Here is a 26,489-nt window from a genome sequence, read left to right on the forward strand (position 1 = left end):
GCGCACATATGCGGCTACACGTGCGTGCGGGGCAGCGTGAACTGTACGGTGGTGCCCTGGCCCGGGGTGCTTTTGATGTGCAGCTCGCCGCCTTGCCGCCGCACAAACGCCAGGCACAGCGGCAACCCCAGGCCGGTGCCCGAGCGCGCGCGGCCCACAGCCGGGCGGGGCGGCGTGCGGCCGGGATCGAGCAAAGCCTGAACCTGCTCCTCGGGCATGCCAAAGCCGGTGTCCCAAACGCTTATTGCCACCATGCGGTCGTCGGGCGTGAGCACGGCGCCTAGGCGAATGGAGCCACCCACGGGGGTGCATTTCAGGGCGTTGCTCACGAGGTTGCGCAAAATGGTGCGCGTCATGTTGGCATCGGCCCAAGCCGTGAGGCCTTCGGCCGCAGCTACGCTGAGGCCAATTTGCCGGGCCTGGGCGGCGGGGCGGTGAAGGGCTTCCACGTCGCGCAGCAGCTCGCCCAGCTGCAGCTGTTGGGGCTGAAAGGCCAGCTCGCCGGTTTGCGTAACGGCCCAGTTCAGCAGGTTGTCGAGCAGGCTGTTGAGGTGCTGCGCCGATTGCCGCACTTGCTCGGGCAAGCGGCGCAGGCCTTGCTCGTCGCCGGTGCGCAGGTAAAAATCGATAAGCTCCGTTACGCCCACAAACGAGGTAACGGGGCCGCGCAAATCGTGCGCTACGATGGAGTAAAGCCGGTCTTTGCTCGAGGCCAGCTGCTGGGTTTGGGCATTGGCCCGCTCCAGCGCCGCGTGGTTGGCCGCGAGGGCCCGCTTGCTGCGCCGCAACTGCCACGTAAGCCCGCCCGCGCCCACCAGGCCCAGCACCAAAGCGCCCACGGCAATGCGCAGCTCGCGGTTGCGCAGCTGCTGCAGCTCGGTGCGCTGGGTAAGCAGCCGAATCTGGTTTTCTTTTTCGGCGGTTTCGTAGCGCGACTGCAGCGCCGACAGGGTACCGAGGCGGGCGCGGCTGTTAAGCGTATCGTTGAGGGCCTCGTAGCGCTGCCGCCACTCGTAGGCCTGGCGGTACTGCTGGCGCGCGGCCTGAATGTTGGCCATCAGGTCGTAGCCATCGAGCACGCGTTCCAAAAAACCAATGCGGCGGCCCTGGGCCAGCGCTTTGCGGGTTAGCTCCTCGGCTTCGTCGAGCTTGTTGGTGAGTAGCAATACCGTAGCCAGCAGCTCTTGCTGGCTGGTTACGAAGCGCGGGTTGTTGGCCGCTTCGCTGAGCTCAAGGGCTTTGCGCAGCAGGCCTTCGGCGATGCCGTAGTTGCCGATTTGCAGGTAGTGCGTGCCTAGGTGCCCCAGGTACATGGCCTCGCCGGCACGGTCGCCGGAGCGGCGGGCCAGTTGCGTGGCGTACCGGGTGTACTGCATGCCTTTGGGGTATTGGCCCTCGTAAAAGAAAAGCCCCCCTAGGTTGCCGTACAGCATAAGCTGCGTGCGGACGCTAACGCCGGGGGTGCGCACCCGCGTGAGGGCTTGCCGGTAGTTGGCCCAGGCATTTATGGTATCGCCGCGCTCGTGGTGGATGCTGCCCATGGCGGTGTAGCCGCGCACGATGCCATCGGTATTCTGAAGCTCTTGCGCCAGCAGCAGGGCCTCTTGCTGCAGTTTAAGGGCGTGGGGGCCATCGGACAGGTTGGCGTAGCAGCTGCCTAGGTGCAGCAAGGCCCGCATCAGGCCGGGCTTGTCCTCGAGGCGGCGGGCCAGGCGCACCGCTTCTTCGCCGTAGCGCACGGCCTGGGTGGGCGTATGATCGTGCAGAGCGTAGCACAACTGGCTGAGTACGCGCACCCGGCCGGTGTCGGGGGGCAAAGCCGGTAAGCTCTGCCGCAGCCGAGCCACGCCGAGCGAATCCTGGGCATGGGCCGCCAGGCTTGCCCACAGCCAAAAGCACAAAAACCCAGGCAGAAACCGCCCCATGCTGACGACGAATTTACGCGGAGGTGGTAGGGAGGATTGCCTGGCTAATATAACAACACTTATATGCAGTTTTGCAATAGCCAGTTACAACCAACAAAACCACCGTTCGCGGCGCTGCAAATGGGTATGGCGCAAGAACTCCGCCACGGGCCCTAGGTTGGTGAGCAGCGAGGTAAGCGTGATGATGCGGCCATCGTGCAGGTGCAGGCGCAGGTACTCGTACTTGCTCCAGAACACCCGGCGCGTGCGGCACACGGCGTACTCCACCTGGGTTATGTCGCGCCGCTCGAAGGGCATCAGATACGGGCCCTGGTACACCTCCAGCACGTTGCGCTTGGGTTCGAACAGCAGCGTGGTGTGGCGGTTGTGTCGGTAGTACTGCCAGTGCAGCGCAAAGCTCGGTAACGAAAAACCGAGCACGGCCGCCGCTAGCACCGCTATTAGCACGGCCTCCCAGCTGCCTATGGGCCGGGCCAGCGACTGCGCAATGGGCGGCAAACCCACGGCCAGGGTAGCCATGGGCCAGGTGAGCAAATACACCCCCCGCCAGTAGTGAGCCTGAAAAACAGTGCGTTTGCGCCCGAACAGCCTCAATGCCCACTGCACCACCAAGACAAGCAGCCCAATGCTTACCGCCAGCTCCAGCAGCGGGCCCAGCACTTTCCGCATCAGCGCACCACGATGTACGGTTCGGGGGCCCGGCGCGCGCGCAGCTGGCCAAAGGGCTCGGCCGGCACACCCGCGTCGCGAAGCAGCTGCTCCACGGCGGCACGGCCCTCGGGCGCTACGCACACCAGCAGGCCGCCCGAGGTTTGCGGGTCGCAAAGCCAGTGGCGCTGCTCTTCGCTGATGTCGCCGCCAAAGCCCGACACTTTATGGCCGTACGAATCCCAGTTGCGGTGCGTGCCGCCGGGTATAGCTTTCTGTTGGCGGTAGGCTTCGGCGGCGGCAATGCGCGGTACCTGCGCAAAGTCGATTTCGGCCGTGAGCTGGCTGCCCTCGGCTACTTCGGCCAAATGACCCAGGAGGCCGAAACCGGTTACGTCGGTCATGGCCTTTACTTGGGGCAGCTTACCTAGGGGTTCACCCAATTTGTTGAGCTGCATCATTTGGCGCGGGGCCAGTTGCGCGTCGGCTTCCGTAAGCAAGCCTTTCTTTTGGGCCGTGGTAAGCATGCCCACCCCCAGGGGCTTGGTGAGGTAGAGCAGGCAGCCCTCGGTGGCGGTGTCGTTGCGCTTCAGGTTCGGGATGTCGACCAATCCATTCACGGCCAAGCCGAAGATGGGCTCCGGCGAATCGATGCTGTGGCCACCGGCCAGGGCAATGCCGGCTTCGGCGCAAATGCTGCGGCTGCCCTCGATTACGCGGCGGGCCACTTCGGGCGGGAGCTTATCGATGGGCCAGCCCAGCACGGCAATGGCCAGCACGGGGCGGCCGCCCATGGCGTACACATCCGAAATGGCATTGGCCGAGGCAATGCGCCCAAAGTCGTACGCATCGTCGACGATGGGCATGAAGAAATCGGTGGTGCTGATGAGGGCCTGGCCCGTGCCCAGGTCGTACACGGCCGCGTCGTCGCGCGAGGAGTTGCCCACGAGCAGGCGTTCGTCGTGGGGCTGCGGCACGGTGGTGTGCAAAATCTGGTCGAGCACCTTCGGCGCGATTTTGCAGCCGCAACCAGCGCCGTGGCTGTATTGCGTGAGGCGAACGGCTTCGGGAGCGGCAGAGGCAAGCAAGTCGGAGTTCATATCAAGTCGGAAAATACAGCAGCGGCAGGTGCACGAGGCCTCGCAGCTTAATAACCAGCGGCTTTGGGAGCACCCGCTGAAAGTTGATTAGCGGCAGCCAGTACCAGCTCGGCATTCACCGCCGGGTCGCAGGTATCCGAAGGCACCCGCACCATCGGTACTTTGCCCAGGCGGTCGTCGAGGCCGTGGCTGTAGGTTTTGTCGTAATAACCTAAGGCAATGTCCACCATCTTCTCCATGTCGCCGGCATCAATGGCCGCCAGGGCTTCCTTGGTCATCAGCCCACCGAGCTTTTTCTGGATGCGCCCGATGGCCTGGCGCAGCAGCTCGGGCTCGTGGCGGCCGTACTCGTCGGCCAGCTTGCGAGTGCGCACCGGCCTGGGTATGTCGAGTATTACCAGCGGAGCCTGGCGCAGCTGTTCGTAGAAGATGCCCGGCAGGGCCACGGTGCCAATCGTGCGGCTTTCATCTTCGGCCCACAGCCTAGGTGCCTGGGCCAACTGGCTGAGCTGCCAGGCCAGCTCGTTCTCAAACTGCTCGGTGGTGGGTTGCGGCGGCAGCCCGATGGCCCCAAACGCGGAGCCCTTGTGGTGGGCCAGCCCTTCCAGGTCGATGGTGGGCTCGTGGTGGCGGCCGGCCAGCACGTGCAGCACATCGGTTTTGCCCGAGCCGGTAAGCCCGCCTAGGGTCAGGAGCGGGCGAGGGCGGGCAAATTCGGCCAGCGCCCAGCGGCGGTAGTCTTTGTAGCCTTTGTCGAGCAGGTGCACGCGAAACCCGGCCAGCTCGAGCAGCCACTGCATAGCCCCCGAGCGCATGCCACCGCGCCAGCAGTGCAGGCGCACCTCTTTGCCGGGAGCCAGCCTTTGGGCTTCGCGCACCATCTGGCTCATCTTCGGCCCGAAGAAATCCAGACCTAGGAGCACGGCTTTGTCTTGGCTTATGCGCTTGTAGGTGGTGCCGATGCGCGCCCGCTCCTCGTCGGAGAAAATCGGGAAGCTCACGGCCCCCGGAATGTGCCCCTGCGCGTACTCCAGCGGCGCACGTGCATCAAAGATGGGTGCATCGGCGGGGCCAGCCAGGAAATCGGGGAGGGGAAGACGGGGCAAGGTGGGAAGGAGGAAGGATGAATGATGAGGAAAGAAAAGCCAGGGAAAGGAAGCAGTCAGTTCGTCCTTCTTCCTTCCTCATTCTTAATTAAACAAGCTGCCGGCGGTACAGCTGAACGGTGTTTTCGAGCCCTAGGTACAAGGCGTCGCAAATGAGCGCGTGGCCGATGCTTACCTCCAGCAGGCCCGGCAGCTCCTGCTTCAGGAAAGCCAGGTTATCGAGGTCGAGGTCGTGGCCGGCATTTACCCCTAGGCCGAGCTGCTGCGCCAGCTCGGCGGCGGCGCGGTAAGGTGCCACGGCGGCTTCGCGGTTGTGGTGGTACTGCGTGGCGTAGGCCTCGGTGTACAGCTCGATGCGGTCGGTGCCGGTGCCTACAGCGGCTTTCACCATCTCTAGGTCAGGGTCGAGGAAAATGCTCACGCGGCACCCCAACGATTTCAGCTCGGCTACAATGCCTTGCAGGTACTCCTGGTGGCGAATGGTGTCCCAGCCAGCATTGGAGGTAATGGCATCGGGCGCATCGGGCACCAGCGTTACCTGCTCGGGGCGCACTTCGCGCACCAAATCGAGGAAATCGGGCGTGGGGTTGCCTTCTACGTTCAGCTCAGTGGTTACAACGCGCTTCAGGTCGCGCACATCTTGGTAGCGAATGTGGCGCTCATCGGGGCGGGGATGCACCGTAATGCCCTCGGCGCCAAACCGCTCACAGTCGCGGGCGGCTTGCAACACATCGGGGCGATTGTGGCCGCGGGCGTTCCGCAGGGTGGCTATTTTATTTATGTTTACGCTAAGCTTTGTCATATCCTTTACGTGCCCGAAGCAATACGCCCGGCGGCTGCCAAAGATATAGTTCTGGCCCCGGTGGCGTACAATTTCTGTTCTTGCCTGAGGCAGGCTACACTACCGCTCTGGCTTGCTGCCAGGTTTCAGAATCACCTAGGTTAGATAATAGTTAGCCCGCCGGTATCGTACGTAGTAGCACCGGGCATGCCCATTGTGTTGCCAAAAGGACTAATCTTGCACCTCATTTTTCTGCCGCTTCTGTTATGACGCTGAAAGAACGCATCGACGCCGATATCAAGAAGGCCATGCTGGCCAAAGACAAAGTTCGCCTTACTGCGCTGCGCAGCATCAAGTCGCAAATCATGCTGGCCGAAACCGCCGAGGGCTTTCAGGGAAGCCTGAATGCTGACGCCGAGCTGAAGCTGCTGAACAAAGCCGCCAAGCAGCGCCGCGAAGCCGCCGAGATGTACCAGAAGCAGTTTCGCTCCGACCTCGAAGAAGTAGAGTTGGCCGAGTTGGCCATCATTGAGGAGTACCTGCCCGCGCAGCTTTCCGATGCCGACCTCACCGAGCGCCTCGTTGAAATCATTTCGCGTGTAGGTGCCACGGGGCCTTCCGACCTAGGCAAAGTAATGGGCGTAGCCGCGCGTGAGCTGGCTGGCCAGGCCGATGGCCGCGCCATTTCGCAAGAGGTAAACCGCTTGCTGAACAACACCAATTTCTAAAGGGCTAAAGGCTTAGCGAGTTAGGCATTAGCGGGTGAACCGACCAGCTCTCCTAACTTGCTAAGCCCTGTAGTCAACGTCCCGATTTCCAGTACATGTCTGGCTTCGACCTTCTGTTGCTTGTGCCGTTGGCCGTGGGTGCGGTTAAGGGTTTCCGGCGTGGTATTGTGCTGGAGGTAGCCTCGTTGGTAGCCTTTGTGCTCGGCGTGCTTGGTGGACTAAAGCTACTGGGAGCAGCCATTCCGCTGGTGCGGCACTACGTGGGCGAAGCGTTTGGCATGCTGCCGTTGGTGTCGTTTCTGCTGGTGTTTGCCATCATCGCCTGGGGTGTGCACATGGCCGGCGGCCTGCTGAAAAGCGTGGTACACCTTACACCCTTAGGTGTGCTCGACAACCTGGTGGGCGGGGCTGCTGGCGCGCTGAAGTGGATACTTGGGCTGAGCCTGCTGCTTTACGGCACTGGCCTGGCCGGCTTGCCCATTGCCCAACCTCTTACCCAGGATTCGGTGCTGCTGCCCGTAGTGGCCGAGGCTACTCCGCTGGCCCTGCAGGTAGTGGGCGTGGTGCTGCCGTTTGCCACCGAGCTGCTTGGCACGTTGCGGAACGTGTTTTAGTACCTAGGGCGTTTGCTGTCCGATGCGCCTGCTGCTGCTCGATAACTTCGACTCCTTTACTTACAACCTGCTCGATTACTTCTGCCAACTAGGCACCGAGGTAATCGTGCGCCGCAACGACGTACCCTTGCCCGAGCTGCTGGCGCTGCCCTTCGATGCGGTTGTGCTGTCGCCGGGCCCAGGTACGCCCCGTAACGCGGGCAGCACCCTAGCGTTGCTTGAGCAGGTGTACCAGCGCGTGCCGGTATTGGGTGTTTGCTTGGGCCATCAGGCGCTGGGCGAGTTTTTCGGTGCTGAGTTGGTGCGGGCGTCGCGGCCCATGCACGGCAAGATTTCGGAGATGGAGGCAGCGGCAGGGGAGGAGTTATTTGCCGGCCTGCCCCAGCGCATGCCTATTACCCGCTACCACTCGTTGGTGCTCCGCAACTTGCCGGCCGAGTTGGTGCCACTGGCCTACACCGCCGATGCCGACCACGAACTGATGGCATTGCGCCACCGCGAACTGCCACTCTACGGCGTGCAGTTTCACCCAGAGGCATTGCTAACCACCCACGGACTGGCCATTCTGCGTAATTGGGTGCGGATTGCGTATCATTGCACAGGTGTGGCCACGCAGTTGGCCTCGCCCAAGGCGCTTATTGAGAACGATGGAATTGCAGATTAAGCAGCACAGCGGATTCAAATATGTGGATGAGGGTAGCGGCGAGGTATTGCTGCTGCTGCACGGCTTGTTCGGGGCTCTCAGCAACTGGCAAGGCGTTATCGACGAGTTTGCCCGCGATTATCGCGTGATCATACCCATGCTGCCCGTGTACGACATGCCCCTCACGCGGGCCGGCATTACGGGCCTGGTAGAGTTTGTGGAAGGCTTCGTGAAAACCATGGGCCTGAACGAGCCGGCCACTGTGCTCGGCAACTCCCTGGGCGGGCACGTGGCGCTGGTGTACACCCTGCGCAACCCCGCGCGGGTGCAGCGCCTGATGCTCACGGGCAGCAGCGGCTTGTTCGAGGACTCGATGGGTGGCTCCTTCCCGCGCCGCGGCGACTATGCCTACGTGCAGGAGCGCGTGGCCTACACCTTCTACGACCCCAAAGTAGCTACCAAAGAGCTGGTCGACGAGGTGTTCGATGTCACCAACTCCAACGCCAAATGCCTGCGCATCATCACCATTGCGCGGTCGGCACAGCGCCACAACCTCACCAAAGACCTAGGGCGCATTCAGGTGCCGGTGCTGCTCATCTGGGGGCTGAACGACACCATCACGCCGCCCGTGGTAGCGCACGAGTTTCACCGCTTGCTGCCCAACTCCGAGCTGCACTTCCTCGACCACTGCGGCCACGCCCCCATGATGGAGCGCCCGCAGGCTTTCAACCGCTTGCTGCACCATTTTTTGCAGCAGCAGGTGCCCCAGCCCACGATTGGCGCCTAGTTTGGCCGTTGCTACGTAGCAAAATTGCCGCCCGACTCGTAGTTTGGGGCTAGCCTGCTGTTGCCGTACCCGTGGGGTGCGGCACGCGCAACCCGGCGCACCGTTTGTCGCTTATACACCTGCGACTAGTTTTCCACCGCTTACCCCGAGCTACCATGCACTCGATGCTCGCCGAAGACCTGCTGAACCAAATGATTCCGCCGCTGAAGGTATCCGACTCGGCTGGCAAGGCAGCGCGTTGGCTCGAAGAATTTCACGTCGACCAGTTGCCGGTGGTGCAAAACCGCCAGTACCGGGGCATGATTACCGAGGCCGACCTAATCGACGTGGCTACCAACCCCGAGCAATTGCTCGGCAGCGTGCCGTTTGGCTTTGCCGAAGTACACGTGCAGCACGACCAGCACTTTTACTCCGTGATGGAAATGGCCATCCGGAACAAGGTGCAGCTGGTGCCCGTGCTCGACGACCAACGCGAGTACCTAGGCGTAGTAACCGTAGGCGACACCCTGGCGGCGTTCGGGCAGATTCCGGGCAACGCCGGCGAAAGCGGCATTCTGGTGCTTTCGATGGAGGAGCGCGACTACTCCCTGAGCCAGATCAGCCGTTACATCGAGGAAAACAACGCCAAAGTGCTCAGCTCGCACGTGGCCGAAGACGAATCCGCTACGCGCCGCATTCGCCTCACACTTAAGCTGAATACCAGCAACATGGGCCGTATTGTGGCCACGCTGGAGCGGTTTGGGTACGTTATTACGGCGCAGTTCAGCGGAGCCGGCGAAATCACGGAGGCCGATCAGGAACGCCTCGATTCGCTGATGCGCTACCTGAGTTTGTAGTCGGTGCGAATTGCAATAGTTGCCGCTTTCCTGTGGATTGCGTTCTGGAGTGCAGCCTTCGCCATCGGCGCGGATAGGTTTCCCGTGTCCGCCACGGGCATGGCTCCGCCCGATTCGGTGCGTCGTTTTGCCGTCGATAGCCTGCTTGCCGCGCAGTGCCCCGGCTATGCGGCTGTGCGCGTGGGGCAGGTGCTGTTTCTGGGCAACGAAGTAACCAAGGAGCACATCCTGCGCGCCGAGCTGGATTTCCGCGAAGGCGACACGCTGCAGGTGGCCGAGTTGGCGGAGCGCCTGGAGCGCAACCGGGCGCGGCTCTACAACCTGCAGCTGTTCAACCAAGTAGCCGCCCAGGCAACCTGCCGCGACGGCGAGCTGATTGTGCTGTTTGGGGTGCAGGAGCGCTGGTACACCTTTCCGGTGCCCATATTCTCCTTCGCCGACCGCAACATCCGCTCCTGGCTTGATAGGCCCGACCGTTGGCGCCGCTTTGATTACGGCCTCCATCTTACGCGCTACAACTTCAGGGGCCGCAACGAGCAACTACTGGGCAACCTACAGTTCGGGTTCAACCGCAAGTACGAGCTGTTCTACCTCACGCCTTCCCTAGGTCGTTTTCGTCGCATGGGCATATCGGCAGGGGCCTCGCTGCTCCAAAGCCGCGCCCTCGACTACGACACCCGCAACGACCAATTACTCGCCCTGCGCACCGACAATACTTTTCCGGTACAGCGCTGGTACGTAACCGGTGGGTTGCGCTGGCGCCGCACGGTGCAGCGCCTCACTACTCTCGAGGGTTATTATTACCACGAGCGCATATCCGACTCGGTGCAGCGCCGCAACCCCAACTATTTCCTGGGGGCTAGGCAGCGCGCTTTCATGGATGTGGTGCTGAGCCGCACGCTCAACCAGCGCAACTCGTTTGCCTACCCGCTTAGCGGCTCCTTTCTGCAATTAAGCCTCACGCAGCGGTTTTTTGTGTCGTCGGCCAGCCCGCCCATTACCACCCTTGCCGGCCGCTACGCCCGCTATTTCGACCTAGGGAAGGGCTTTTATTACAGTGCCAGCAGCGAAGCCCGGCTCCGCATGTCTCAGCGCCTGGCCTATGCCGATAGTCGGGCCCTAGGTTTCCGGCAGGCGTTGGTGCGCGGCTACGATGCCTTTGTGGTTGATGGGCGGCATTACGGCGTGGTGCGGCAAGGCTTTTCGTACCGCATCTTCGATGCCGGCCGGCTCGATCTGCCCATGCTCAACGACCCCCGCCTCAACCGCGTGCCGCTGGTGCTCTATTTGAATACATTTGCCGACGCGGGCTACGTAGCCGAGCGCTCGGTGCCAGCCACCAACAAGCTGCCCAACCAGTTGCTCGCGAGCCTGGGCCTGGGGTTACACCTGGTTACTTACTACGACCGCGTGTTCACTTTGGAATATGCCCGAACGCTCAACGGCTTTGGCGGTTTCTTTTTCCGTACCGAATTTCCCATTTAAGCAGCTCTTTCATCCGGGGCTCTTCCTATGCGCATAGCCATTCAGGGAAAACCATTCGAGGCCGACATGGCACCGCACCTGCAGCAGCTCTTCGACGACCTGGCCGCTCGCCAGGCTGTTATTGCCGTTGCCGAAACCTTCCGCGAGTACCTGCAGCACCTGCGCTTGCCCGAAGGCATCACCACGTTCCGGCGGGGCGACTCGCTGCGCGGAACCGATTTTGTGCTCAGCATCGGCGGCGACGGTACCCTGCTCGATACCGTTACCTACGTGGGCAAGCACGAAATTCCCATTTTGGGTATCAACACCGGGCGGCTCGGCTTTTTATCAACCGTGCCGCCCGATCGTATTCCGCAAGCCATCGATGCCTTGTTTCGGGGGCACTTCACCCTCGACCGCCGCAGCCTCATCCATTCCGATACCGACCCCGATGTATTCGGAGGGCTCGATTTTGGCCTAAACGAGTTTTCCATCCTCAAGCGCGATTCGTCGTCCATGATTGTGGTGCATACCTACATCGATGGCGAATATCTAAATTCCTATTGGGCCGATGGGCTAGTGGTTTCAACCCCAACGGGTTCCACGGGGTATTCGCTGAGCTGCGGCGGGCCGGTGATGTTGCCGCAAACCAACAATTTTATCATTGCTCCCGTATGCCCCCACAACCTGAACGTACGACCACTCATTGTACCCGATCATAGCATCATTTCGTTCGAAATCGAGGGCCGCAGCAACAACTTCCTGTTGTCGCTCGATTCCCGTTCGGTAACCGTTGATGCCGGGGTGCAAATAGCAGTTCGACGCGAAAAATTCGACGCAACATTGGTGAAGCTGAATCATGTGAACTTCCTCAGTACCTTGCGCAGCAAGCTCAATTGGGGGCTCGACCGGCGTAACCCGGCTGGACTATCCATGTAAAGCATCGGATTTTTTCTATGAATTGTTTTTAAAACCCAGAGTGCCTACTACTTTTGTTCTTGACTGCAACCGTGTCCGTAGGGATGCTCCGCTTTCTTAACCTCGATATTTTTAACCTCGCTCCACGTAGTATGAAGAAACTCTTGACTCTCACCCTGACGCTGGTACTGGCGCTGGTGCTGGTTGCCAACCAGGCGAGTGCCCAGCAGTTCAGCAAGCGGAAGCAGTATAACTCGGTGGGCGTGAGCCTGAATGCGATGAACTATTTTGGTGACATCGTACCCAAGCCCAGCATTACCAGCCTGCGTTTTGCTGCCACTCGCCCCAACATCGGCCTCAGCTTTACCCACCGTTTTGCGCCCCGCATTTCGGCTCGTGGCACCTTGGCCTACGGCCGCATCACCGGCGACGACGCTAAAGCTGCTGACGACACCGATCCGGACGCCAAGTACCGCTATAACCGCAACATGAACTTCCGCAATGACATTGTGGAATTGTCGGGTGTAGGTATTTTCGACCTGATCGAGAACCGCAACAACTACCTGAAGCGTCCGGACTTCGTGCCGTATGTATTTGCTGGTGTGTCGGTGTTTCACCACAACCCCAAAGCACAAGATGCTAGCGGCAACTTTGTAGCGCTGCAACCCCTCGGCACCGAAGGCCAGCGCGCCAACGGCGAAGGCACTTACGGCTTGTGGCAAATCTCTATCCCGTTTGGCGGTGGTGTGCGTTACAAACTGAACAAAAGCTTCGACCTGGGCTTCGAAATCGGCTGGCGTAAAACCTTCACCGATTACCTCGACGACGTAAGCGGTAACTACGCTCCCGACAACCAGTTGTTGACCGACCAAGCCAAATATTTTGGACGCGGCATTACCCGCAGCCGTGCCGGCGAATTTGCTCGCTTTGACGAACCTGGCCAAATGCGTGGCAAGAGCAATGAAGACGACTGGTACATCGTTACTGGTTTTTCGCTAAACTACATCCTCGCTCCTCGCGTTAAGAGCCCCAAGTTCCGTTAATCAGTCGTTGGCTGCTCTGCCAACGCAGCCTCCCCCTGATGACAAAGCAAGCTCTCTTCAAAGCACTCCTTGTTTGCTCCGTGCAAGCAGGGAGTGTTTTTTTTGCCCAAAGCGCCGCCGCTCAGAATACCAGTGAAGTAGGTTTAGGCCTGGGTGCCTTAAACTACAAGGGCGAACTGGCCCCCGAGTACCGCTTCCTCAACAATCGTCCGGCCGTCTCTGCCTTCTATCGGAAAGATGTATCGGCACCGGTTACGTTGCGGGGCACCGTAACGTACGGGCTAATCCGTGCCAACGACGCCAATTTGACTGGTGAGAGCGGAAACCCACTGCCACTGCCAGCTTACCGGCAGGCGAATCTAAAAGGCTCGTTGCTCGATGTGGCAGCTACGCTTGAATACAACTTCTTTGACTTTCATAATCGCCGCGACAAGGTGCACTTTACGCCTTATGTGTACACCGGCATTGCAGGTTTTATGGGCTTCACCCGCTTATCGGGTCCGTTGCCTGGGTTCGATGAGAAAAGCAATACCCTAGGTTTGGCCATTCCGGCTGGCGTGGGCATCAAACTGGCTCTTTCGCGGCGTTGGAACCTAGGGCTGGAAACTGGAGCTCGGCGGGCACTTACCGACTTGCTCGACCATGTGAAGGACCAAAGCCCGGCCGTGGCCAACCGTTTCGATAAGGATTGGTATTACTATTCAGGGGTAAGCGTGTCGTTCACGTTCTACAAAATCAATTGCCCCGACTCGTACGGCGAGAAGCCACGCTTGTAGAGCTAAGCCTCTCAAATCCGGGCGTGTGCAACCATTTGCGTAACTTGCGGCCTCTTTTACGCAAACACTACGCATGTCGGCCCCAATAGCTATAGACCCCACACGTATCCCCTCGCACGTAGCCGTAATTATGGACGGCAACGGGCGTTGGGCGAAGAAGCGCGGAGGACTACGCATCTTCGGGCACCAAAGTGCCATTACCGCTGTTCGCGAAACGGTGGAGGCTGCTGCCGAGCTTGGGATATCGTTTCTGACGCTTTATGCTTTCTCAACCGAGAACTGGGGGCGTCCGAAGCACGAGGTGATGGCGCTGATGCAGCTGTTGGTACACACCATCCGGCAGGAGACGCCCACGTTGCTTAAAAACAGCATTAAGCTGCAAGCTATTGGCGACACTACTCAGTTGCCAGACGCATGCCAGCGCGAATTGGCCGAAGCCATGGAGCTGACCGCTGCCGGAACACGCACCACGCTGGTGTTGGCCCTCAGCTACAGCGGCCGTTGGGATCTTGCTCAGGCTGCCCGCAAGCTGTCGGCTGATGTGGCGGCTGGTAAGGTAGCGCCCGATGCCGTGACCGAGGACCGGCTGGCCAGCTACCTGGCTACGGCAGGCATGCCCGATCCGGAGTTGCTGATCCGAACCAGCGGGGAGCAGCGCATCAGCAATTTTTTGCTGTGGCAGTTGGCCTACACCGAGTTGTATATTACCGAGCTATTGTGGCCCGATTTCCGCCGCGAGCATTTCTACGAAGCTGTTCTGGCCTACCAGAGCCGTGAACGGCGCTTTGGAAAGACCAGTGAGCAACTGACCGTTTCGTAAGTTTTCCTTCGATGAGTCCTTTCTTTTTGCGGCTGAGCAGTGTGATGCTCGCCGGGCTGTTGCTAGGGTTGGCCAAGCCGCTAAGCGCACAAACGCAGCCGGCCGGCCGAGCTACCAGCCAAGAGCCGCAGCGCTACGAAATTGGCGGTATCAGCGTTAGCGGAGCACGTTTTCTTGATGCCAATACCCTGATAGGCCTCACAGGCTTAAAAGTCGGCGACCCGGTTTCGATACCGGGCGAAGAGTTGGGCCGTGCTATTCGGAAGCTGTGGGACCAAGGCATCCTAGGGGATGTGCAGGTAGTGGTTGACCGTGTAGAGGGCAACCGCGTTTTTCTCGACTTTCAGCTGAAGGAACGCCCGCGCCTGTCCAAGATTTTCTTTACCGGCATCAGCAAAACCCAGGCCGACGACCTGCGCAACAAGATCAAAATTGTGCGCGGCAAAGTGGTTACGGATGCTCTGCTCAGCAATACGCGCCAAGCCGTTCGGAAGTTTTATACCGATAAGGGCTTCATGAACGTGAAAGTGAACATTGCGCAGGAAGCCGATTCAACGCTGCCCAACAGCGTGGAGCTGGTAATCGATGTTGACAAAGGCGACAAGGTGCGCATCTCGGATATTGCCTTCATCGGTAACGAGGCCATTCCGGACGGCAAGCTGAAGGGCAAGATGAAGAAGACCAAGGAGAAGAAACCTTATAAGTTTTTGAACTCCGGTAAGTTTCAGAAAGCCGAATTCGACGCTGATAAGGAGAAGGTTATTGAGTTTTACAACTCGCAAGGCTTCCGCGATGCTATCATCACGGCCGACTCGCTGGTTACGGTAAAGGATAAAAAGGGCGAGGCCGAAAAGCTGCAGCTGCGCATTTACGTAGAGGAAGGCCCTAAGTACTACTTCCGGAACATTACCTGGAACGGTAACTACCTCTACGACGATAAAACGCTGGCTTCGATCCTGGGAATTAAGAAGGGTGACACGTACAGCAAAGAGTCGCTGGATAAACGCCTGAACTACAACCCTACCGGGCAGGACGTGACGTCGATCTACATGAACGACGGCTACCTGTTCTTCCAGATCGATCCGGTGGAAACACGTGTCGAAGGCGACTCAATTGATATTGAGATGCGCCTTACCGAAGGCGTGCAGGCCCGTGTGAAAGACATCAACATCGCAGGCAATACCAAAACGTCGGACCACGTGATTCGGCGCGAGTTGCGCACGCTGCCCGGCGACAAGTTCAACCGCGAGCTGCTCATTCGTTCGCAGCGCGAACTAGCCTCCCTAGGTTACTTCGACCCGGAGAAGGTAGGCATGAACCCCGTGCCCAACCCGGCCGACGGCACCGTGGACATTAACTACACGGTGGCGGAAAAACCCTCCGACCAGATTACCCTATCGGGTGGTTGGGGCGGCTACGCAGGTTTTATCGGTACGGTGGGCCTGGTGTTCAACAACTTTTCGCTGCGCAAGGCTTCGGATTTGCGCAACTGGCGCCCCGTGCCCGGTGGCGACGGGCAGCGCCTGGCGCTGAACGTGCAGGCCAACGGCTTGCAGTTTCAGTCGTATTCTTTCTCGTTCACGGAGCCGTGGCTGGGTGGTCGTAAACCCAATGCACTGTCCTTCACCCTGAACAAGAGCATTCAGCGCTTCTCTACGGGCAGCAACTTCGATGTGCGCGCCGGTAGCTTCATCAAGGTAAACAGCGCCTCGGTTAGCCTAGGTCGGCGTCTGCGCTGGCCCGACGACTACTTCACGCTCAGCAACAGCTTGTCGTTTAGCCAGTACAAGCTCAAAGACTACCCGTACTTCAGCGGGTTCAGCACGGGCAACGCGAACAACTTCACCTTCAACACCACGCTGGCTCGCAACAGCACCGACAACCCCACCTTCACGCGCCGGGGTTCGGCACTGTCGCTGTCGCTGAACCTGACGCCGCCTTACTCGGTGTTTCCGGGGGCGCACCCCAACGTAAACGAGTGGGTGGAGTTCCACAAGTGGATGTTCGATGCCTCGTGGTTTACGCCCCTAGGTGGCAAGTTCGTGCTGAACACCCGGGCCCACTTTGGCTTTATCGGGCGCTACAACCAAAACCGGGCAATTGGTCCGTTCGAGCGGTTTAAGCTAGGCGGTGCTGGCCTGGGCTTTGGCGGTGCGGCCAATTTCCTGGTGGGTACCGAGTTTGTGGGCCTGCGCGGCTACGACGACCCCAACGACGCGTTTGCCATTCAGGCGCCGAACTCGGCGGGTGGTGTGGCCTACAACAAGTACGTAATGGAGCTGCGTTACCCCGTGTCGCTGAACCCGGCCGCTACGGTGTACGTGCTGGGCTTTGCTGAGGCCGGTAATGCCTTCGAGAATTACTCCACCTACAACCCCTACAAGCTGTACCGCTCGGCTGGTGTTGGTGCTCGTATTTTCATGTCGGCATTTGGTTTGCTAGGTTTCGACTACGGCTACGGCTTCGACACCGTGACGCCGTACTCGGTTACGCCTAACAAGCAGGACCGGGGCAAATTCCACTTCATCATTGGTCAGCAAATCCGCTAAGGCACCAAACCACCTAGGGCCGGCGTTCTGTAGCATATGAAACGACTATTGCTTGCGCTGCCCCTGTTGTGGCTGGCGCTGATGCCCGGCCTGGCCCGGGCTCAAAAGTTCGGTTACATCGACTCGGAGTTCATCATGAGCAAGATGCCCGCCTACGCGCAGGCACAGCAAGAGCTCAACACCATGTCGCAGAACTGGCAGAAGGACATCGAGGCCCAGAAAAAGGACCTCGACCGGTTGTACCGCACCTACCAGGCCGAGGAGGTGTTGCTAACCGAGCCGATGAAGAAGAAGCGCCAGGATGAAATCCTGAAAAAGGAGCAAGACATCAAGGCGTACCAGAATAAAGTGTTTGGTTACGAAGGCCAGCTGTTTAAAAAGCGGCAGGAGCTGACCAAGCCGGTTCAGGATCAAGTGTTCGAAGCGGTGGAGAAAGTGGCCAAGAAAAAGCAACTGGCCATTATTTTCGACAAGTCGGGCGACCTGACCATGCTTTACACCAACCCCGCGCACGACTACACGGAATTTGTGCTCGAAGAATTGGGTTTAGCGTCTGAGGAGCGTAACCAGCCCGCGGCCAAAGGCCCGGTACGCACCGTGGAAAAACCGGCTACCCCCGGCGGTGCAGCCGACGATGCCGAGTTTGAGGACCAGCGCCCGGCCGCCAAACCCGCCCAGCCGGCCAAGGGCAAGCAGTCCGTCCGCTCGGGTGCCCGGAATAATTAACTTTGTGAATCTAACCCTCCTGACTTTTTCCTCTCAATGACCCTGACCCGCAAGTTTCGCCTCGTGTTGGCCGCCGCAGCCCTTACGCTGGCTGCCGCTCCTGCCACCCTGGCTCAGACTGCTCCGGCCACTGCGTCGGCTTCGCTTAAAATCGGCTACACCAACGTTGATTACGTGTTGAGCCAGATGCCCGAGAGCCGTCAGATCGAATCGCAGCTGAAGGACTACAGCACCCAGTTGGAAAACCAGCTGAAGACCAAGTACCAGGACTACCAGACGAAGGCCGAAGCCTACCAGAAAGGTGCCGCTACGATGTCGGACCCGGTGCGTGCCGATAAAGAAAAGGAGCTGACTAACCTGCAGCAGTCCATCCAGGAGTTTCAGCGCAACGCCGAGACGTCGGTGCAGCAAAAGCAACAGCAACTGCTGAAGCCCGTGTACGACAAGCTGCAGAAGACCATTGACGTAGTAGCCGACAAGAACGGCTACACCTACGTGTTCAACTCCGATGCCGGCTTTGGCACTACGCCCATTCTGCTGCACGGCCCGAAAGATGGCGACATCTCGGATTTGGTGCTGAAGGAAATGGGTGTGACGCCCGGCCAAAACAACCAAGCTGCTGCCTCGGCTAAGCCTGCCAGCACCACGCCTGCTACGCCGGCCGCTCAGCCTGCTGGCAATAGCAAAACCAAGGTCAAGAAGAAGTAATCCTTCCGATGCTTTGCCCGAAAGCCGGGGCCTGTTGCCAGGCCCCGGCTTTTATGTTTGTATTCCTTTGCGCGTATTGCTGCTATGCACGAGTTAAACCCCGACCTGCTGCCCGATGACCCCGCCCTAGGTGCGGAGGCCGAAGAAGACGAGCTTTACGAACACCACCGCATTCAGGCCGATGGGCGACAGGAGCCCATGCGGCTCGATAAGTTTCTGCTGAACCGGTTGCCCAATGTGTCGCGCACCAAGGTGCAGGCCGGCATCGAGGCGGAGGCCGTGCAGGTGAATGGCAAGCCCGCCAAGCCCAGCTACAAGGTGAAGCCCGGCGACGTGATTACCGTTACGCTGCCCGAGCCACCTAGGGAGGATAAAGTTGTGCCGGAGCCGATGGACCTGGACATCCGCTACGAGGACGACCAGCTGCTGCTGGTAAATAAGCCCGCTGGCATGGTCGTGCACCCCGCCTACGGCAACTGGAATGGCACACTGGTAAACGGGCTGGCCTGGCACTTGCAAAACCTGCCCACGGGGCGCAACGGCGCCATTCGGCCGGGCCTTATTCACCGCATCGACAAGGACACCTCCGGCCTGCTGGTAATCGGCAAAACCGAGCTGGCCATGACGCACCTCTCGAACCAGTTCTTCTACCATACCATCGAGCGCACCTACCTGGCGCTGGTTTGGGGCGTGCCCAAGGAAGCGCAGGGCACCGTTAGGGGTAACATCGGGCGACATCCCAAGGACCGGAAGCTAATGGCGGTATTTCCCGAAGGCAGCGACGTTGGCAAACACGCCGTAACGCATTACCGCGTGCTGCAAAGCTTCGGAAACGTGAGCCTGCTGCAGTGCAACCTCGAAACCGGCCGCACCCACCAGATTCGGGCGCACATGAAACACATTGGCCACCCCTTGTTTGCCGATGCTGCTTACGGCGGCGACCGTATCCTGTACGGGCAGCGCACGGGCACTTACAAAACCTTCGTCGAGAATACCTTCGAGGTGCTGCCGCGGCAGGCTTTGCACGCCAAGTCCCTAGGTTTTGTGCACCCTACCACCGGCGAGCAGCTGCAATTTGAAGTAGAGCTGCCGGCCGATTTTCGGGCGGCTTTGGATCGTTGGGAGAAGTACGCCACCCAACCCGCCTAACATAAGCCCAGAAAGGCCACAAAAAAGCCCGCTACGAAAACGTAGCGGGCATTTGCATACCTAAGGGGTTACCCTGGCGGTTATTTCTTCTTAGCCGGGGCTTTGGTGGTTTTGCCCTTGCCGGTAATGTCATTGATGGCAGCTGTGGCTTGCGCATCGCCGGGGTTCAGGGCCAGGGCTTGCTGCCAGAACGGGAGCGAAGCCTGCTTGTCGCCTTTTTGGTAGTGGTAGTAGCCCAGGTAGCGGTAAGCTTCGGCCAGGCCTGTCTTGTTCTTCTCTTGGTCGGCTTTGGCTACCTCAATGTATTTCTCGTAGTGCGGCTTAGCCAGGCCTTGCTTGGAGTCGGGGTCGAGGTTGGCGTTGGCTTGCGCACGCAACAGGTAGCCGGGGGCGTAAGTGGGGCGTGCCGTTACCACGATGTTCAGCAGGCTGTCGGCTTGCGTGTACTGCTTGTTCAGCGAGTAAACCTGGGCCAGGCGCACTTGGTCGGTCAGCTGCGCGCCGCCAGCCATTTTGGCTTTATACACGCCAATAGCCTTCGGGTAGTCCTTCTTCAGCAGGTAGGCCGAAGCCAGGTCGTTTTGCAGTTCCGAAGCTTTGCTGGGGTCGGCCTTGATAGCCCGCTCGATGATGGCAATGCCCTCGTCGGAGCGGCCGGCTTTCGTCAGGATCTTGCCCTGGTACACGTAGTCTTCCGTCAGGATTTTGTCCTGCGGTACCATCTTCATGTACTTATCCATGGCAACCAAGGCTTGGTCGTTCTGCCCAGAGTCGAACAGCGAGTAAGCCAGCAGGCGGTTCATGGTAACGTTGGTCGGGTCTTTCGCCAACACTTCCTGAATCTGCGTCAGGGCCTCGGGATACTTTTTGTTCAGGTACAGGAAGGCCGCATAAGTCGCTTGCGTGTTCGGCGACTTCTCCGACATATCCGTGTACTTCTTCATGGTTTGCGCCGCTTGGTCGTACTGGCCGGCGTAGTAATACATGTCGGCCATTTCGCGGTATACCGGCGCAAAGTTCGGGTCGATGCTGGAAACCTTCTGGAAGTTGGCCAGCGCGTCCTTGCCGTTGCGGGCACGCACGTTCAGGCGGCCTTTGCGGTAGTAGGCGGGCAGGTAGTTGGGGTCGGCGCTCAACGCACGGTCGTAGGCCGTCATGGCTTCGCCGCCGCCGTTTTCGCGCTTTTCGTAAATGTCACCTAGGGCCACCAGCATAGCCGGGTCGTCCTTCTTGTTCAGCTTCAGGGCCTGGTTCAGGTAGTCAATGCCCTTCTGGTTGTCCTTGGTGTCCGACTCAGCGTATGCCTGCCCAATGGCTGCCAGTACTTTGGCATCCTTGTTTTTGGTCATTTTGGCAGCGGCGTCAAATTGCGCTTCCGCATCGCCCTTCTTGCCTTGGGCAAGGTAAGCCCGGCCAGCGGCTACTCTGGCCATCGGCGACTTCGGATCGTTCGAAGCTAAGTTGAAGAAGTAAGCAGCCGAGTCGGTTTTCTCCTGCTTCTGGTACAGGCGGCCAAGCTCAAATGCAGCTTCAAAGTTCGTGTTGGCTTGCGGCAACAGCGTACGCTTAGCTTCGCTGTAGCGCTCAAGCTGAATAGCCTTCTGGGCGCTTTGCACGTTCTGGGCAAATGCCGCAGTGCCGGCCAGCGAGAAAGCAGCGAGGAGCGTGAGCTTCCAGGGCTTATTGTTCATGAGGTGAGGGTGAGTGAAAAAGAGAGTGAGACGGTTTCGGCGGGTGAGGTGCAAGCTACTCGCGGTTGGCTTGTACAAGCCGCACCTGACCGGTTGCAGGCATTAAACCCGATTTAAGAAAAATGAGTTGTCCTTTGTTTCCGGCAACAAAGGATGCAAACCCAGTGCCAAGACCAGCGCGGGCCTCGCGACTGATGATGTAAAGCTTGCGGCGCAGCGGATACTCGCCCGTTGCCAGGTACGCCTGATACGGCTTCACGTAGTCGCTGGTGCGGGTGGGCTGCGAGGCCTTGCTGATAGCGGCTACGCGCACCTTGTGCAAAAAGCCCTGGGCCTGCGAGTCATCCTGGTCGCTGATCCAGTTAACACCGATTACGCCGATGGCGTTCGGATGCGTAGCAACGTAATCGATCAGCTTGGGGTTCGATTCGCTGGCAAACACCTTTTTCGACAATGCGGCTCCGCGCGTAATAGAGTCCTGCACGTAGCGGGCCGTGCTGGAGCGGTTCTGGTCGAATACCACGTTGATGTCGCCGAGTTTGCTGCCTTTGCTGCCTACCTGGCTCCACTTGGTGGCCGTACCCGCAAAAATGTCGCGCAGCTGCACCATGGTCAGCAGCGAATCGGGGTTCGAAGGGTGCACAATAATAGCCACGCCATCGGTAGCAATGGGCGTGGTGCGAGGCACGATCTTCAACTGGTCGAACACCGCTTGCTCATCGGTGTTCAGTGGCCTAGCCACCACCACTGCCCGTACCTTGTCGTCAAGCAAATCACGCATAGCTTCTTGCTCGGGCTTGTAGCTGGCATCGATGCGCGCGTACTGGTAGAGCTTCTGAAAGGTATCGACGTGCGACTTCAGAATAGGCTCGAAGGTATTGTCGATGCTGACGCGGACCTTACCCGTGGTAGGCGTATCGTCGACGGCCACGGAGCCGTCGGGGTTGGTGCGGTTGCAGCTGCTGAGCAAGGAAGCACCTAGGGCTATTACCGCCCAGGCCGTACGGCTGTTAGCGCTGAATAGAGTCATGGCGGTTGCGGAAGTGCTGACGAAAGGTGCGGAAAAAGCGGATCAGGCCGTAAAGAACAAACAAGCCACCCACGATACGGCGGGTAGTAGGAGGCAGCGCAAACATATGGGCCGGTGCTACCAACAGGAAAGCGCCCAAACCTACGTACACCGCGGCCATCAGGAGCACGAAATAACGCATTGCCACGCGTTGGCTCTGGCCCCGGTTTACGCGGTCATCGGCATTGGTATCTAACATATGCGGAATGTTGTCGGGAAAGCTATTTGCCCATCCTAACGCGTAAAAGTAGAACGTTTGTTCTCGCAAAGAAGATATAGTATTGCGAATGTTGCCAAGACAAAGCCAAAAGCCTGCCCGATAATGTTGCTCGGGCAGGCTTTTGCGGCGTAAAAACACAACTTCTTGTGCAAGCGGTATAGCGCTGTCTTAATGCGCTATTTTGAACGTAATCGGGAGGGTGTAGCGCACCGAAACCGAGCGCCCGTTTTGCTTGCCGGCCTGCCAGCGCGGCATCGCTCGGATCACGCGGGCAGCTTCTTCGTCGGTGCCGTAGCCCAAGCCTTTAATCACCTCCACATCCATGATTTCGCCAAGGGTGTTTACCGTGAAGGCTACAAATACCTTACCCTCTACCTGCGAACCTAGGGCCTGCGAAGGGTAACGAAGGTTGCGTTGCAGGTACTTAAACAAGGCTGCTTGACCACCTTCAAACTCAGGCATCACCTCGGCGTGCACAAATACTTCTTCTTTGGGGGCGGTGGCATCACCGGCAGTTGGCACGCTGGCTCCGCCCGTGGCGCCGTCAGTAATTACTCCGGTGGTCGCGCCGGTATCACCTTTTGGAGCGGCTACGGTCGTGAGTAGGGCATCGTCTACAACAGTAGTTTGTTCGGGGCGGGGCGGTACCAGTGCATCTTTTACTACGCGGGTGGCCACTTCCTTGAGCTGCGGGGCTTTCGCCGCAGCAGGCGGAGGCGTAACTACTGGCTCAGCTGCCTTAGGCATAATGATGGTAGTCAGCGTTACGTCTGGCTCATTCTTCAGCACTGGCGCGGGTAACGCGGCGTTGGGCCACAGGCGGCTGGCTACCAACGGAGCCACAACCAGCAACGCAAACAGTGCAATGGCAATTGCCAAAGCGCGGCGCAGGTGCTGCGGGTACATCTGGCGCAGTTCAAAGGCCCCATAAGCCTTATTGCGTCCTTCGAACACAATCTCGTCGAGGGTGGGCGGGCGTAGCTGAAGCGGAGTCATAATAGGTTATTGGTTAGGTGAATGGTGGTACAGCTCACTGGCCTGCCCAACTCCTTTCCTACTGCACAATCCCTAGGTAGCGCCTTCACTTTCCAAAACGCACGGCTGCTCTGCCGCAGTATGCAGCTAGCTTAAAAAAATACAGCTTGTGTAAAAGCAAAAGCCCGGTACAAGCGAATGCTTGTACCGGGCTTTTTACCGTGGCCTTGTCGGGCCAGTGGGGTTACTTGATGGTGAAGGTAACCGGAACGGTGTAGGACACGCTTACGGCGCGGCCGTTCTGCTTACCAGGAGTCCATGCAGGCATCCCTTTGATTACGCGTACGGCTTCTTCGTCGCAGCCAGCGCCGATGCCTTTCGTCACCGTTACGTTGGAAATTTCGCCGTTTTGGCCTACTACGAAGTTCACGAACACCTTGCCTTCAACCTGGTTGCGAAGTGCCAGGGGCGGATACTTGATGTTTTTACCGAGGTATTGCATCAGGCCTTCCATGCCGCCGGGAGGGGTGGGCATCTGTTCTACGTAGGTGTAGACCTTCTGCTCCACTACTTCTTCTACAACCTTGTTGCCTTCGTCGCCGAGGCCGCTTAGGTCGAGGGGGTTATCGGTGTTACCTTTTACGGTTGCCGTAGCCACCACTTTGTCTTCCAGTTCTTCCTGATCCGGAATCTCTTCAACCTTCTTCACTTCCTCGTCGCGCTTAACAACGGGCGGAGTGAATTTGATAGTAGAGAGCTTGGGCGGAGGGGGGGGCGGTGCCGTTGGGGGCGGAGGAGGGGGGGGAGGTGCCTGTTGGTCCAGGGGCGGAGCCTCGAGCACGATTTCCGTTTCCTTCTTGGGCTTCTCAATCACTTCTTCTTTGGGCGTGAGCAGGCGCGCGATGAGCGGCGCACACACGAACAACGCGAAGAGGATTGTGGCCACCAGGAAAGCCCGCGTTACGTGCTTGTTGTACAGCTTGCGCAGTACGTACGCTCCGTAGGCTTTATTACGGCCTTCAAAGACGATGTCTTCGAAGGAAGCCCGGGCAAGTTGGGCGTTATCCATCATAGGCCAGAAGATTTGATCAGGTCGGTGTCGTCTTTCGAAATGTCAACCAGAGCGTATTTCTTCTGCTGGGTGATGTTCATTTCGTCGAGGATATCGACCATGTTTTTGTAGTTCGAGTTATCAGCCGGCTTGATGAGCACCGTGGTATTCGGTACGCGGCTCCGACGCTCCAACAGGGTCTTACGGATGCCGTTGCTCGAAAAGTCGGTAACCTGCAACTCGGGCTTGCTGGTTGCATCAACCAGGCCCTCGTAGTAGTAAACCTTGTTTTTCTCGCCTAGCAGTACCGTGAAAGCTTCAGAAGCTTTCAGAGCGAGCGGCTCGGGGTCGTTCGGCTCCGGCGGTACCGGCATCGTAATCTGCATCACGTTTGGTTTAGCAAACGTGGTGGTCAGCATGAAGAAGGTCAGCAGCAGGAAGGCCAAGTCCACCATCGGGGTCATGTCGATTTTGGTCGACATTTTCTTGGCCCGCTTCTTCCCGCCTTTTCCGCCGGAGTCGGCTTGTTGTTGTATTTCTGCCATTGAGCTTATTTGCTAGCCACCGGCTGCATTTCCAGGTCGGTGATGAGGTAGAAACGGTTCAACTTCTTTTCCTGCAGCGATTCGATAACATCCTTCACCGTCGGCACATCCGCCTGGCCGTCGCCTTTGATGGCGATGTAGGGCGCTTGCTGGAATTGACCTACGCTTACCGTGCGAGCAGCCATCACCCATTCAATCATCTGATTGTTGAGCGAGTCGTACGGGATGCCGGGCTGCTTGTAGGCTTTGCGGTCTTCCGTGCTCAGGCTGAGGTAAGCGGGAAGTTGCTGTACGGGTACACCAAAATCGGGCAAAGCGGCGAAACGCTGCTTTTGGGCTGGGGTGAAGGTAAGGTTGTACTTACCAGCAATCTGATCCAGCGTCTTGATTTTGATGGGCTGACCCGACATGGAAAAGAACACGCGCTTATCCTTATCGATGGTAAGCTGAACAACGTTCTTCTCGGGCAACTGCTTTTCCGATGTGGACGAAGGGGTGTCTACCACCACGGCTACGTCTTCCGACGGCGTAGCGGTAAGCATGAAGAAAGTTACCAGCAAGAAGGCCAAGTCCACCATCGGGGTCATGTCCAGCGACGGCGACGTTCTGTGTGGTTTTACTTTAGGCATTTCTAGCTAGTTAAGAGGGTTTCAGAAACCGTAACGTGCAAGGCTGTGCGTTTAGTTTACGCAGCGCCGTGTACGCGTTCCTCACCGTGCTGCGAAGCAAAGGTTTGGATGATGCTGAAACCAGCTTCGTCGATGCTGTAGGTCAGTTCGTCGATCTTGCTCGTGAAGAAGTTGTACATCACGATAGCAATGGCCGACGTCAAGATACCCAGGGCGGTGTTGATAAGAGCTTCCGAAATACCGTTAGCCAGACCTACTGCATCCGGAGCACCGGCGTTAGCCAGAGCGGCGAATGCGTTGATCATACCGAATACGGTACCGAGCAGACCAACCAGCGTAGCAACCGAAGCAAGGGTCGAGATGATTACCAGGTTCTTCTCGAGCATGGGCAGCTCCAGAGCGGTGGTTTCTTCGATTTCCTTCTGGATAGCCAGGATCTTCTGGTCTTTGTCCATGCCACGCTCGCGCGACATCTCCTGGTACTTCAGCAGGCCAGCTTTAACTACGTTGGCTACCGAGCCTTTCTGCTGGTCGCAAACGGCGATGGCGCCGGTGATGTCGTTCACGTTCAGCTTCTGACGAATCGAACGCACGAAGCCTTCAACGCCTTTAGTGCCTTTGGCTTTGCTGATGGTGAGGAAACGCTCGATCGAGAAGGTAACCACGATGATCAACATCGACATCAGCACCGGTACGATGAAACCACCTTTGTACACAATGCCCAGGTAGTTGCCGGGTAGGGGGTGGTTGGCCGGGTTGCCGCCCTGGAAGTTGGCAGGGTTGCCCAGTACGAACTTATAAATTGCAATAGCCACTGCCAGTGCCAGCGGAATTACGATGGCAGCGAATACAGAGCCGCCTTTCGCTTCGCCTGTCTTCGGCGCAGGTGCAGCGGGACGAGCCGGAGCCGCAGGCTTGTTCATGGCATTCTTTTGTTCCATTGTTCCGGAGAATTAGGGAAAGTTGGTTGGTGAAAAAGGTTGAACTG

General features: G+C 58.7%; 27 protein-coding genes. 14 read left to right on the top strand and 13 right to left on the bottom strand.

Annotated elements, in window-relative coordinates; all coding sequences use genetic code 11:
• Nucleotides 1-14: 14 nt before the first annotated feature.
• The 5 genes from OIS50_RS16745 to OIS50_RS16765 all read right to left on the bottom strand — a co-directional run bounded on the left by OIS50_RS16745 (nucleotide 15) and on the right by OIS50_RS16765 (nucleotide 5,581).
• Nucleotides 15-1,817, bottom strand: a complete 1,803-nt coding sequence (locus OIS50_RS16745) for an ATP-binding protein (RefSeq protein ID WP_264691779.1) — start codon at nucleotides 1,815-1,817, stop codon at nucleotides 15-17.
• 192 nt (nucleotides 1,818-2,009) lie between these two features.
• Nucleotides 2,010-2,594, bottom strand: coding sequence for a PH domain-containing protein (locus tag OIS50_RS16750; protein ID WP_264691780.1), 585 nt, complete (start codon nucleotides 2,592-2,594; stop codon nucleotides 2,010-2,012).
• Nucleotides 2,594-3,673, bottom strand: coding sequence for a selenide, water dikinase SelD (selD, locus tag OIS50_RS16755; RefSeq protein WP_264691781.1), 1,080 nt, complete (start codon nucleotides 3,671-3,673; stop codon nucleotides 2,594-2,596). The genes OIS50_RS16750 and selD overlap by 1 nt, the downstream gene beginning before the upstream one ends.
• Before the next feature lie 47 nt (nucleotides 3,674-3,720).
• Nucleotides 3,721-4,779, bottom strand: coding sequence for a tRNA 2-selenouridine(34) synthase MnmH (mnmH, locus tag OIS50_RS16760; protein WP_264691782.1), 1,059 nt, complete (start codon nucleotides 4,777-4,779; stop codon nucleotides 3,721-3,723).
• An 88-nt stretch (nucleotides 4,780-4,867) separates the two neighbouring features.
• Nucleotides 4,868-5,581 carry a pyridoxine 5'-phosphate synthase gene (locus OIS50_RS16765; RefSeq protein ID WP_264691783.1) on the bottom strand — a complete coding sequence of 238 codons (714 nt, stop codon included), beginning with the start codon at nucleotides 5,579-5,581 and terminating at the stop codon, nucleotides 4,868-4,870.
• Nucleotides 5,582-5,826: 245 nt separating this feature from the next.
• Here OIS50_RS16765 and OIS50_RS16770 point away from each other — a divergent pair, with 245 nt between their 5' ends.
• The 14 genes from OIS50_RS16770 (at nucleotide 5,827) to OIS50_RS16835 (ending at nucleotide 19,321) form a co-directional block, all read left to right on the top strand.
• Entirely contained in the window at nucleotides 5,827-6,288 is a 462-nt protein-coding gene (locus tag OIS50_RS16770; protein ID WP_264691784.1) for a GatB/YqeY domain-containing protein, read from the top strand.
• Between the two features lie 95 nt (nucleotides 6,289-6,383).
• The gene (locus OIS50_RS16775; protein WP_264691785.1) at nucleotides 6,384-6,902 is read left to right on the top strand and encodes a CvpA family protein; all 519 of its coding nucleotides are present in this window, start codon (nucleotides 6,384-6,386) and stop codon (nucleotides 6,900-6,902) included.
• A gap of 22 nt (nucleotides 6,903-6,924) precedes the next feature.
• Nucleotides 6,925-7,566: an anthranilate synthase component II gene (locus tag OIS50_RS16780; RefSeq protein ID WP_264691786.1), complete on the top strand. Its 642-nt coding sequence runs from the start codon at nucleotides 6,925-6,927 to the stop codon at nucleotides 7,564-7,566.
• Nucleotides 7,550-8,332: an alpha/beta fold hydrolase gene (locus tag OIS50_RS16785; RefSeq protein ID WP_264691787.1), complete on the top strand. Its 783-nt coding sequence runs from the start codon at nucleotides 7,550-7,552 to the stop codon at nucleotides 8,330-8,332. Before OIS50_RS16780 ends, OIS50_RS16785 begins: the two co-directional genes overlap by 17 nt.
• 155 nt (nucleotides 8,333-8,487) lie before the next feature.
• On the top strand, nucleotides 8,488-9,168 hold the full coding sequence (locus tag OIS50_RS16790; RefSeq protein WP_264691788.1) for a CBS domain-containing protein: 681 nt from the start codon (nucleotides 8,488-8,490) through the stop codon (nucleotides 9,166-9,168).
• Nucleotides 9,169-9,267: 99 nt separating this feature from the next.
• Nucleotides 9,268-10,653, top strand: a complete 1,386-nt coding sequence (locus OIS50_RS16795; RefSeq protein WP_264691789.1) for a POTRA domain-containing protein — start codon at nucleotides 9,268-9,270, stop codon at nucleotides 10,651-10,653.
• A gap of 27 nt (nucleotides 10,654-10,680) precedes the next feature.
• Nucleotides 10,681-11,571, top strand: a complete 891-nt coding sequence (locus tag OIS50_RS16800) for an NAD kinase (protein ID WP_264691790.1) — start codon at nucleotides 10,681-10,683, stop codon at nucleotides 11,569-11,571.
• 59 nt (nucleotides 11,572-11,630) lie between these two features.
• The gene (locus OIS50_RS16805) at nucleotides 11,631-12,593 is read left to right on the top strand and encodes a DUF6089 family protein (RefSeq protein WP_264691791.1); all 963 of its coding nucleotides are present in this window, start codon (nucleotides 11,631-11,633) and stop codon (nucleotides 12,591-12,593) included.
• Nucleotides 12,594-12,631: 38 nt separating this feature from the next.
• Entirely contained in the window at nucleotides 12,632-13,369 is a 738-nt protein-coding gene (gene porG / locus OIS50_RS16810) for a type IX secretion system protein PorG (RefSeq protein ID WP_264691792.1), read from the top strand.
• A gap of 130 nt (nucleotides 13,370-13,499) precedes the next feature.
• Nucleotides 13,500-14,189 carry a polyprenyl diphosphate synthase gene (gene uppS / locus OIS50_RS16815; protein ID WP_413616977.1) on the top strand — a complete coding sequence of 230 codons (690 nt, stop codon included), beginning with the start codon at nucleotides 13,500-13,502 and terminating at the stop codon, nucleotides 14,187-14,189.
• Nucleotides 14,190-14,200: 11 nt separating this feature from the next.
• Complete coding sequence (bamA, locus tag OIS50_RS16820; RefSeq protein WP_264691794.1) at nucleotides 14,201-16,738, top strand: outer membrane protein assembly factor BamA; 2,538 nt, start codon at nucleotides 14,201-14,203, stop codon at nucleotides 16,736-16,738.
• 36 nt (nucleotides 16,739-16,774) lie between these two features.
• Nucleotides 16,775-17,464: an OmpH/Skp family outer membrane protein gene (locus OIS50_RS16825; protein WP_264691795.1), complete on the top strand. Its 690-nt coding sequence runs from the start codon at nucleotides 16,775-16,777 to the stop codon at nucleotides 17,462-17,464.
• Nucleotides 17,465-17,500: 36 nt separating this feature from the next.
• Nucleotides 17,501-18,172, top strand: coding sequence for an OmpH/Skp family outer membrane protein (locus tag OIS50_RS16830; protein WP_264691796.1), 672 nt, complete (start codon nucleotides 17,501-17,503; stop codon nucleotides 18,170-18,172).
• A gap of 84 nt (nucleotides 18,173-18,256) precedes the next feature.
• A complete protein-coding gene (locus OIS50_RS16835) occupies nucleotides 18,257-19,321 on the top strand; it encodes an RluA family pseudouridine synthase (protein ID WP_264691797.1) in 1,065 nt (354 codons plus the stop codon).
• An 80-nt stretch (nucleotides 19,322-19,401) separates the two neighbouring features.
• Here OIS50_RS16835 and OIS50_RS16840 read toward each other — a convergent pair whose 3' ends face one another.
• From OIS50_RS16840 to OIS50_RS16875, 8 genes are all read right to left on the bottom strand, one after another.
• Entirely contained in the window at nucleotides 19,402-21,012 is a 1,611-nt protein-coding gene (locus OIS50_RS16840) for a tetratricopeptide repeat protein (protein WP_264691798.1), read from the bottom strand.
• 55 nt (nucleotides 21,013-21,067) lie between these two features.
• Complete coding sequence (locus OIS50_RS16845) at nucleotides 21,068-22,042, bottom strand: PstS family phosphate ABC transporter substrate-binding protein (protein ID WP_264691799.1); 975 nt, start codon at nucleotides 22,040-22,042, stop codon at nucleotides 21,068-21,070.
• Nucleotides 22,023-22,280 (bottom strand): hypothetical protein, encoded by a 258-nt coding sequence (locus OIS50_RS16850; protein ID WP_264691800.1) that lies wholly within the window; start codon nucleotides 22,278-22,280, stop codon nucleotides 22,023-22,025. Before OIS50_RS16850 ends, OIS50_RS16845 begins: the two co-directional genes overlap by 20 nt.
• A gap of 189 nt (nucleotides 22,281-22,469) precedes the next feature.
• Nucleotides 22,470-23,297, bottom strand: a complete 828-nt coding sequence (locus OIS50_RS16855; RefSeq protein WP_264691801.1) for an energy transducer TonB — start codon at nucleotides 23,295-23,297, stop codon at nucleotides 22,470-22,472.
• A 223-nt stretch (nucleotides 23,298-23,520) separates the two neighbouring features.
• Complete coding sequence (locus OIS50_RS16860) at nucleotides 23,521-24,348, bottom strand: energy transducer TonB (protein WP_264691802.1); 828 nt, start codon at nucleotides 24,346-24,348, stop codon at nucleotides 23,521-23,523.
• On the bottom strand, nucleotides 24,345-24,872 hold the full coding sequence (locus OIS50_RS16865; RefSeq protein ID WP_264691803.1) for an ExbD/TolR family protein: 528 nt from the start codon (nucleotides 24,870-24,872) through the stop codon (nucleotides 24,345-24,347). The genes OIS50_RS16860 and OIS50_RS16865 overlap by 4 nt, the downstream gene beginning before the upstream one ends.
• Nucleotides 24,873-24,877: 5 nt before the next feature.
• On the bottom strand, nucleotides 24,878-25,501 hold the full coding sequence (locus OIS50_RS16870; protein ID WP_264691804.1) for an ExbD/TolR family protein: 624 nt from the start codon (nucleotides 25,499-25,501) through the stop codon (nucleotides 24,878-24,880).
• Nucleotides 25,502-25,557: 56 nt separating this feature from the next.
• Entirely contained in the window at nucleotides 25,558-26,424 is an 867-nt protein-coding gene (locus tag OIS50_RS16875) for a MotA/TolQ/ExbB proton channel family protein (protein ID WP_413617045.1), read from the bottom strand.
• Nucleotides 26,425-26,489: the final 65 nt, after the last annotated feature.

Origin of the sequence: Hymenobacter sp. YIM 151858-1 (assembly GCF_025979705.1) — a bacterium.
Lineage (GTDB): Bacteria > Bacteroidota > Bacteroidia > Cytophagales > Hymenobacteraceae > Solirubrum.

Bases quoted from the DNA above. Each gene is read 5' to 3' on its own strand.
- OIS50_RS16785 (WP_264691787.1), top strand. From the start codon at position 7,550: ATGGAATTGCAGATTAAGCAGCACAGCGGATTCAAATATGTGGATGAG.
- OIS50_RS16855 (WP_264691801.1), bottom strand. From the start codon at position 23,297: ATGACTCCGCTTCAGCTACGCCCGCCCACCCTCGACGAGATTGTGTTC.
- bamA (WP_264691794.1), top strand. From the start codon at position 14,201: ATGAGTCCTTTCTTTTTGCGGCTGAGCAGTGTGATGCTCGCCGGGCTG.
- porG (WP_264691792.1), top strand. From the start codon at position 12,632: ATGACAAAGCAAGCTCTCTTCAAAGCACTCCTTGTTTGCTCCGTGCAA.
- OIS50_RS16875 (WP_413617045.1), bottom strand. From the start codon at position 26,424: ATGAACAAGCCTGCGGCTCCGGCTCGTCCCGCTGCACCTGCGCCGAAG.
- OIS50_RS16750 (WP_264691780.1), bottom strand. From the start codon at position 2,594: ATGCGGAAAGTGCTGGGCCCGCTGCTGGAGCTGGCGGTAAGCATTGGG.
- OIS50_RS16770 (WP_264691784.1), top strand. From the start codon at position 5,827: ATGACGCTGAAAGAACGCATCGACGCCGATATCAAGAAGGCCATGCTG.
- OIS50_RS16835 (WP_264691797.1), top strand. From the start codon at position 18,257: ATGCACGAGTTAAACCCCGACCTGCTGCCCGATGACCCCGCCCTAGGT.
- OIS50_RS16795 (WP_264691789.1), top strand. From the start codon at position 9,268: ATGGCTCCGCCCGATTCGGTGCGTCGTTTTGCCGTCGATAGCCTGCTT.
- selD (WP_264691781.1), bottom strand. From the start codon at position 3,673: ATGAACTCCGACTTGCTTGCCTCTGCCGCTCCCGAAGCCGTTCGCCTC.
- OIS50_RS16765 (WP_264691783.1), bottom strand. From the start codon at position 5,581: ATGACAAAGCTTAGCGTAAACATAAATAAAATAGCCACCCTGCGGAAC.
- OIS50_RS16840 (WP_264691798.1), bottom strand. From the start codon at position 21,012: ATGAACAATAAGCCCTGGAAGCTCACGCTCCTCGCTGCTTTCTCGCTG.
- OIS50_RS16780 (WP_264691786.1), top strand. From the start codon at position 6,925: ATGCGCCTGCTGCTGCTCGATAACTTCGACTCCTTTACTTACAACCTG.
- OIS50_RS16775 (WP_264691785.1), top strand. From the start codon at position 6,384: ATGTCTGGCTTCGACCTTCTGTTGCTTGTGCCGTTGGCCGTGGGTGCG.
- OIS50_RS16860 (WP_264691802.1), bottom strand. From the start codon at position 24,348: ATGATGGATAACGCCCAACTTGCCCGGGCTTCCTTCGAAGACATCGTC.
- OIS50_RS16790 (WP_264691788.1), top strand. From the start codon at position 8,488: ATGCACTCGATGCTCGCCGAAGACCTGCTGAACCAAATGATTCCGCCG.
- OIS50_RS16850 (WP_264691800.1), bottom strand. From the start codon at position 22,280: ATGTTAGATACCAATGCCGATGACCGCGTAAACCGGGGCCAGAGCCAA.
- uppS (WP_413616977.1), top strand. From the start codon at position 13,500: ATGGACGGCAACGGGCGTTGGGCGAAGAAGCGCGGAGGACTACGCATC.
- OIS50_RS16825 (WP_264691795.1), top strand. From the start codon at position 16,775: ATGAAACGACTATTGCTTGCGCTGCCCCTGTTGTGGCTGGCGCTGATG.
- OIS50_RS16800 (WP_264691790.1), top strand. From the start codon at position 10,681: ATGCGCATAGCCATTCAGGGAAAACCATTCGAGGCCGACATGGCACCG.
- OIS50_RS16830 (WP_264691796.1), top strand. From the start codon at position 17,501: ATGACCCTGACCCGCAAGTTTCGCCTCGTGTTGGCCGCCGCAGCCCTT.
- OIS50_RS16865 (WP_264691803.1), bottom strand. From the start codon at position 24,872: ATGGCAGAAATACAACAACAAGCCGACTCCGGCGGAAAAGGCGGGAAG.
- OIS50_RS16845 (WP_264691799.1), bottom strand. From the start codon at position 22,042: ATGACTCTATTCAGCGCTAACAGCCGTACGGCCTGGGCGGTAATAGCC.
- OIS50_RS16870 (WP_264691804.1), bottom strand. From the start codon at position 25,501: ATGCCTAAAGTAAAACCACACAGAACGTCGCCGTCGCTGGACATGACC.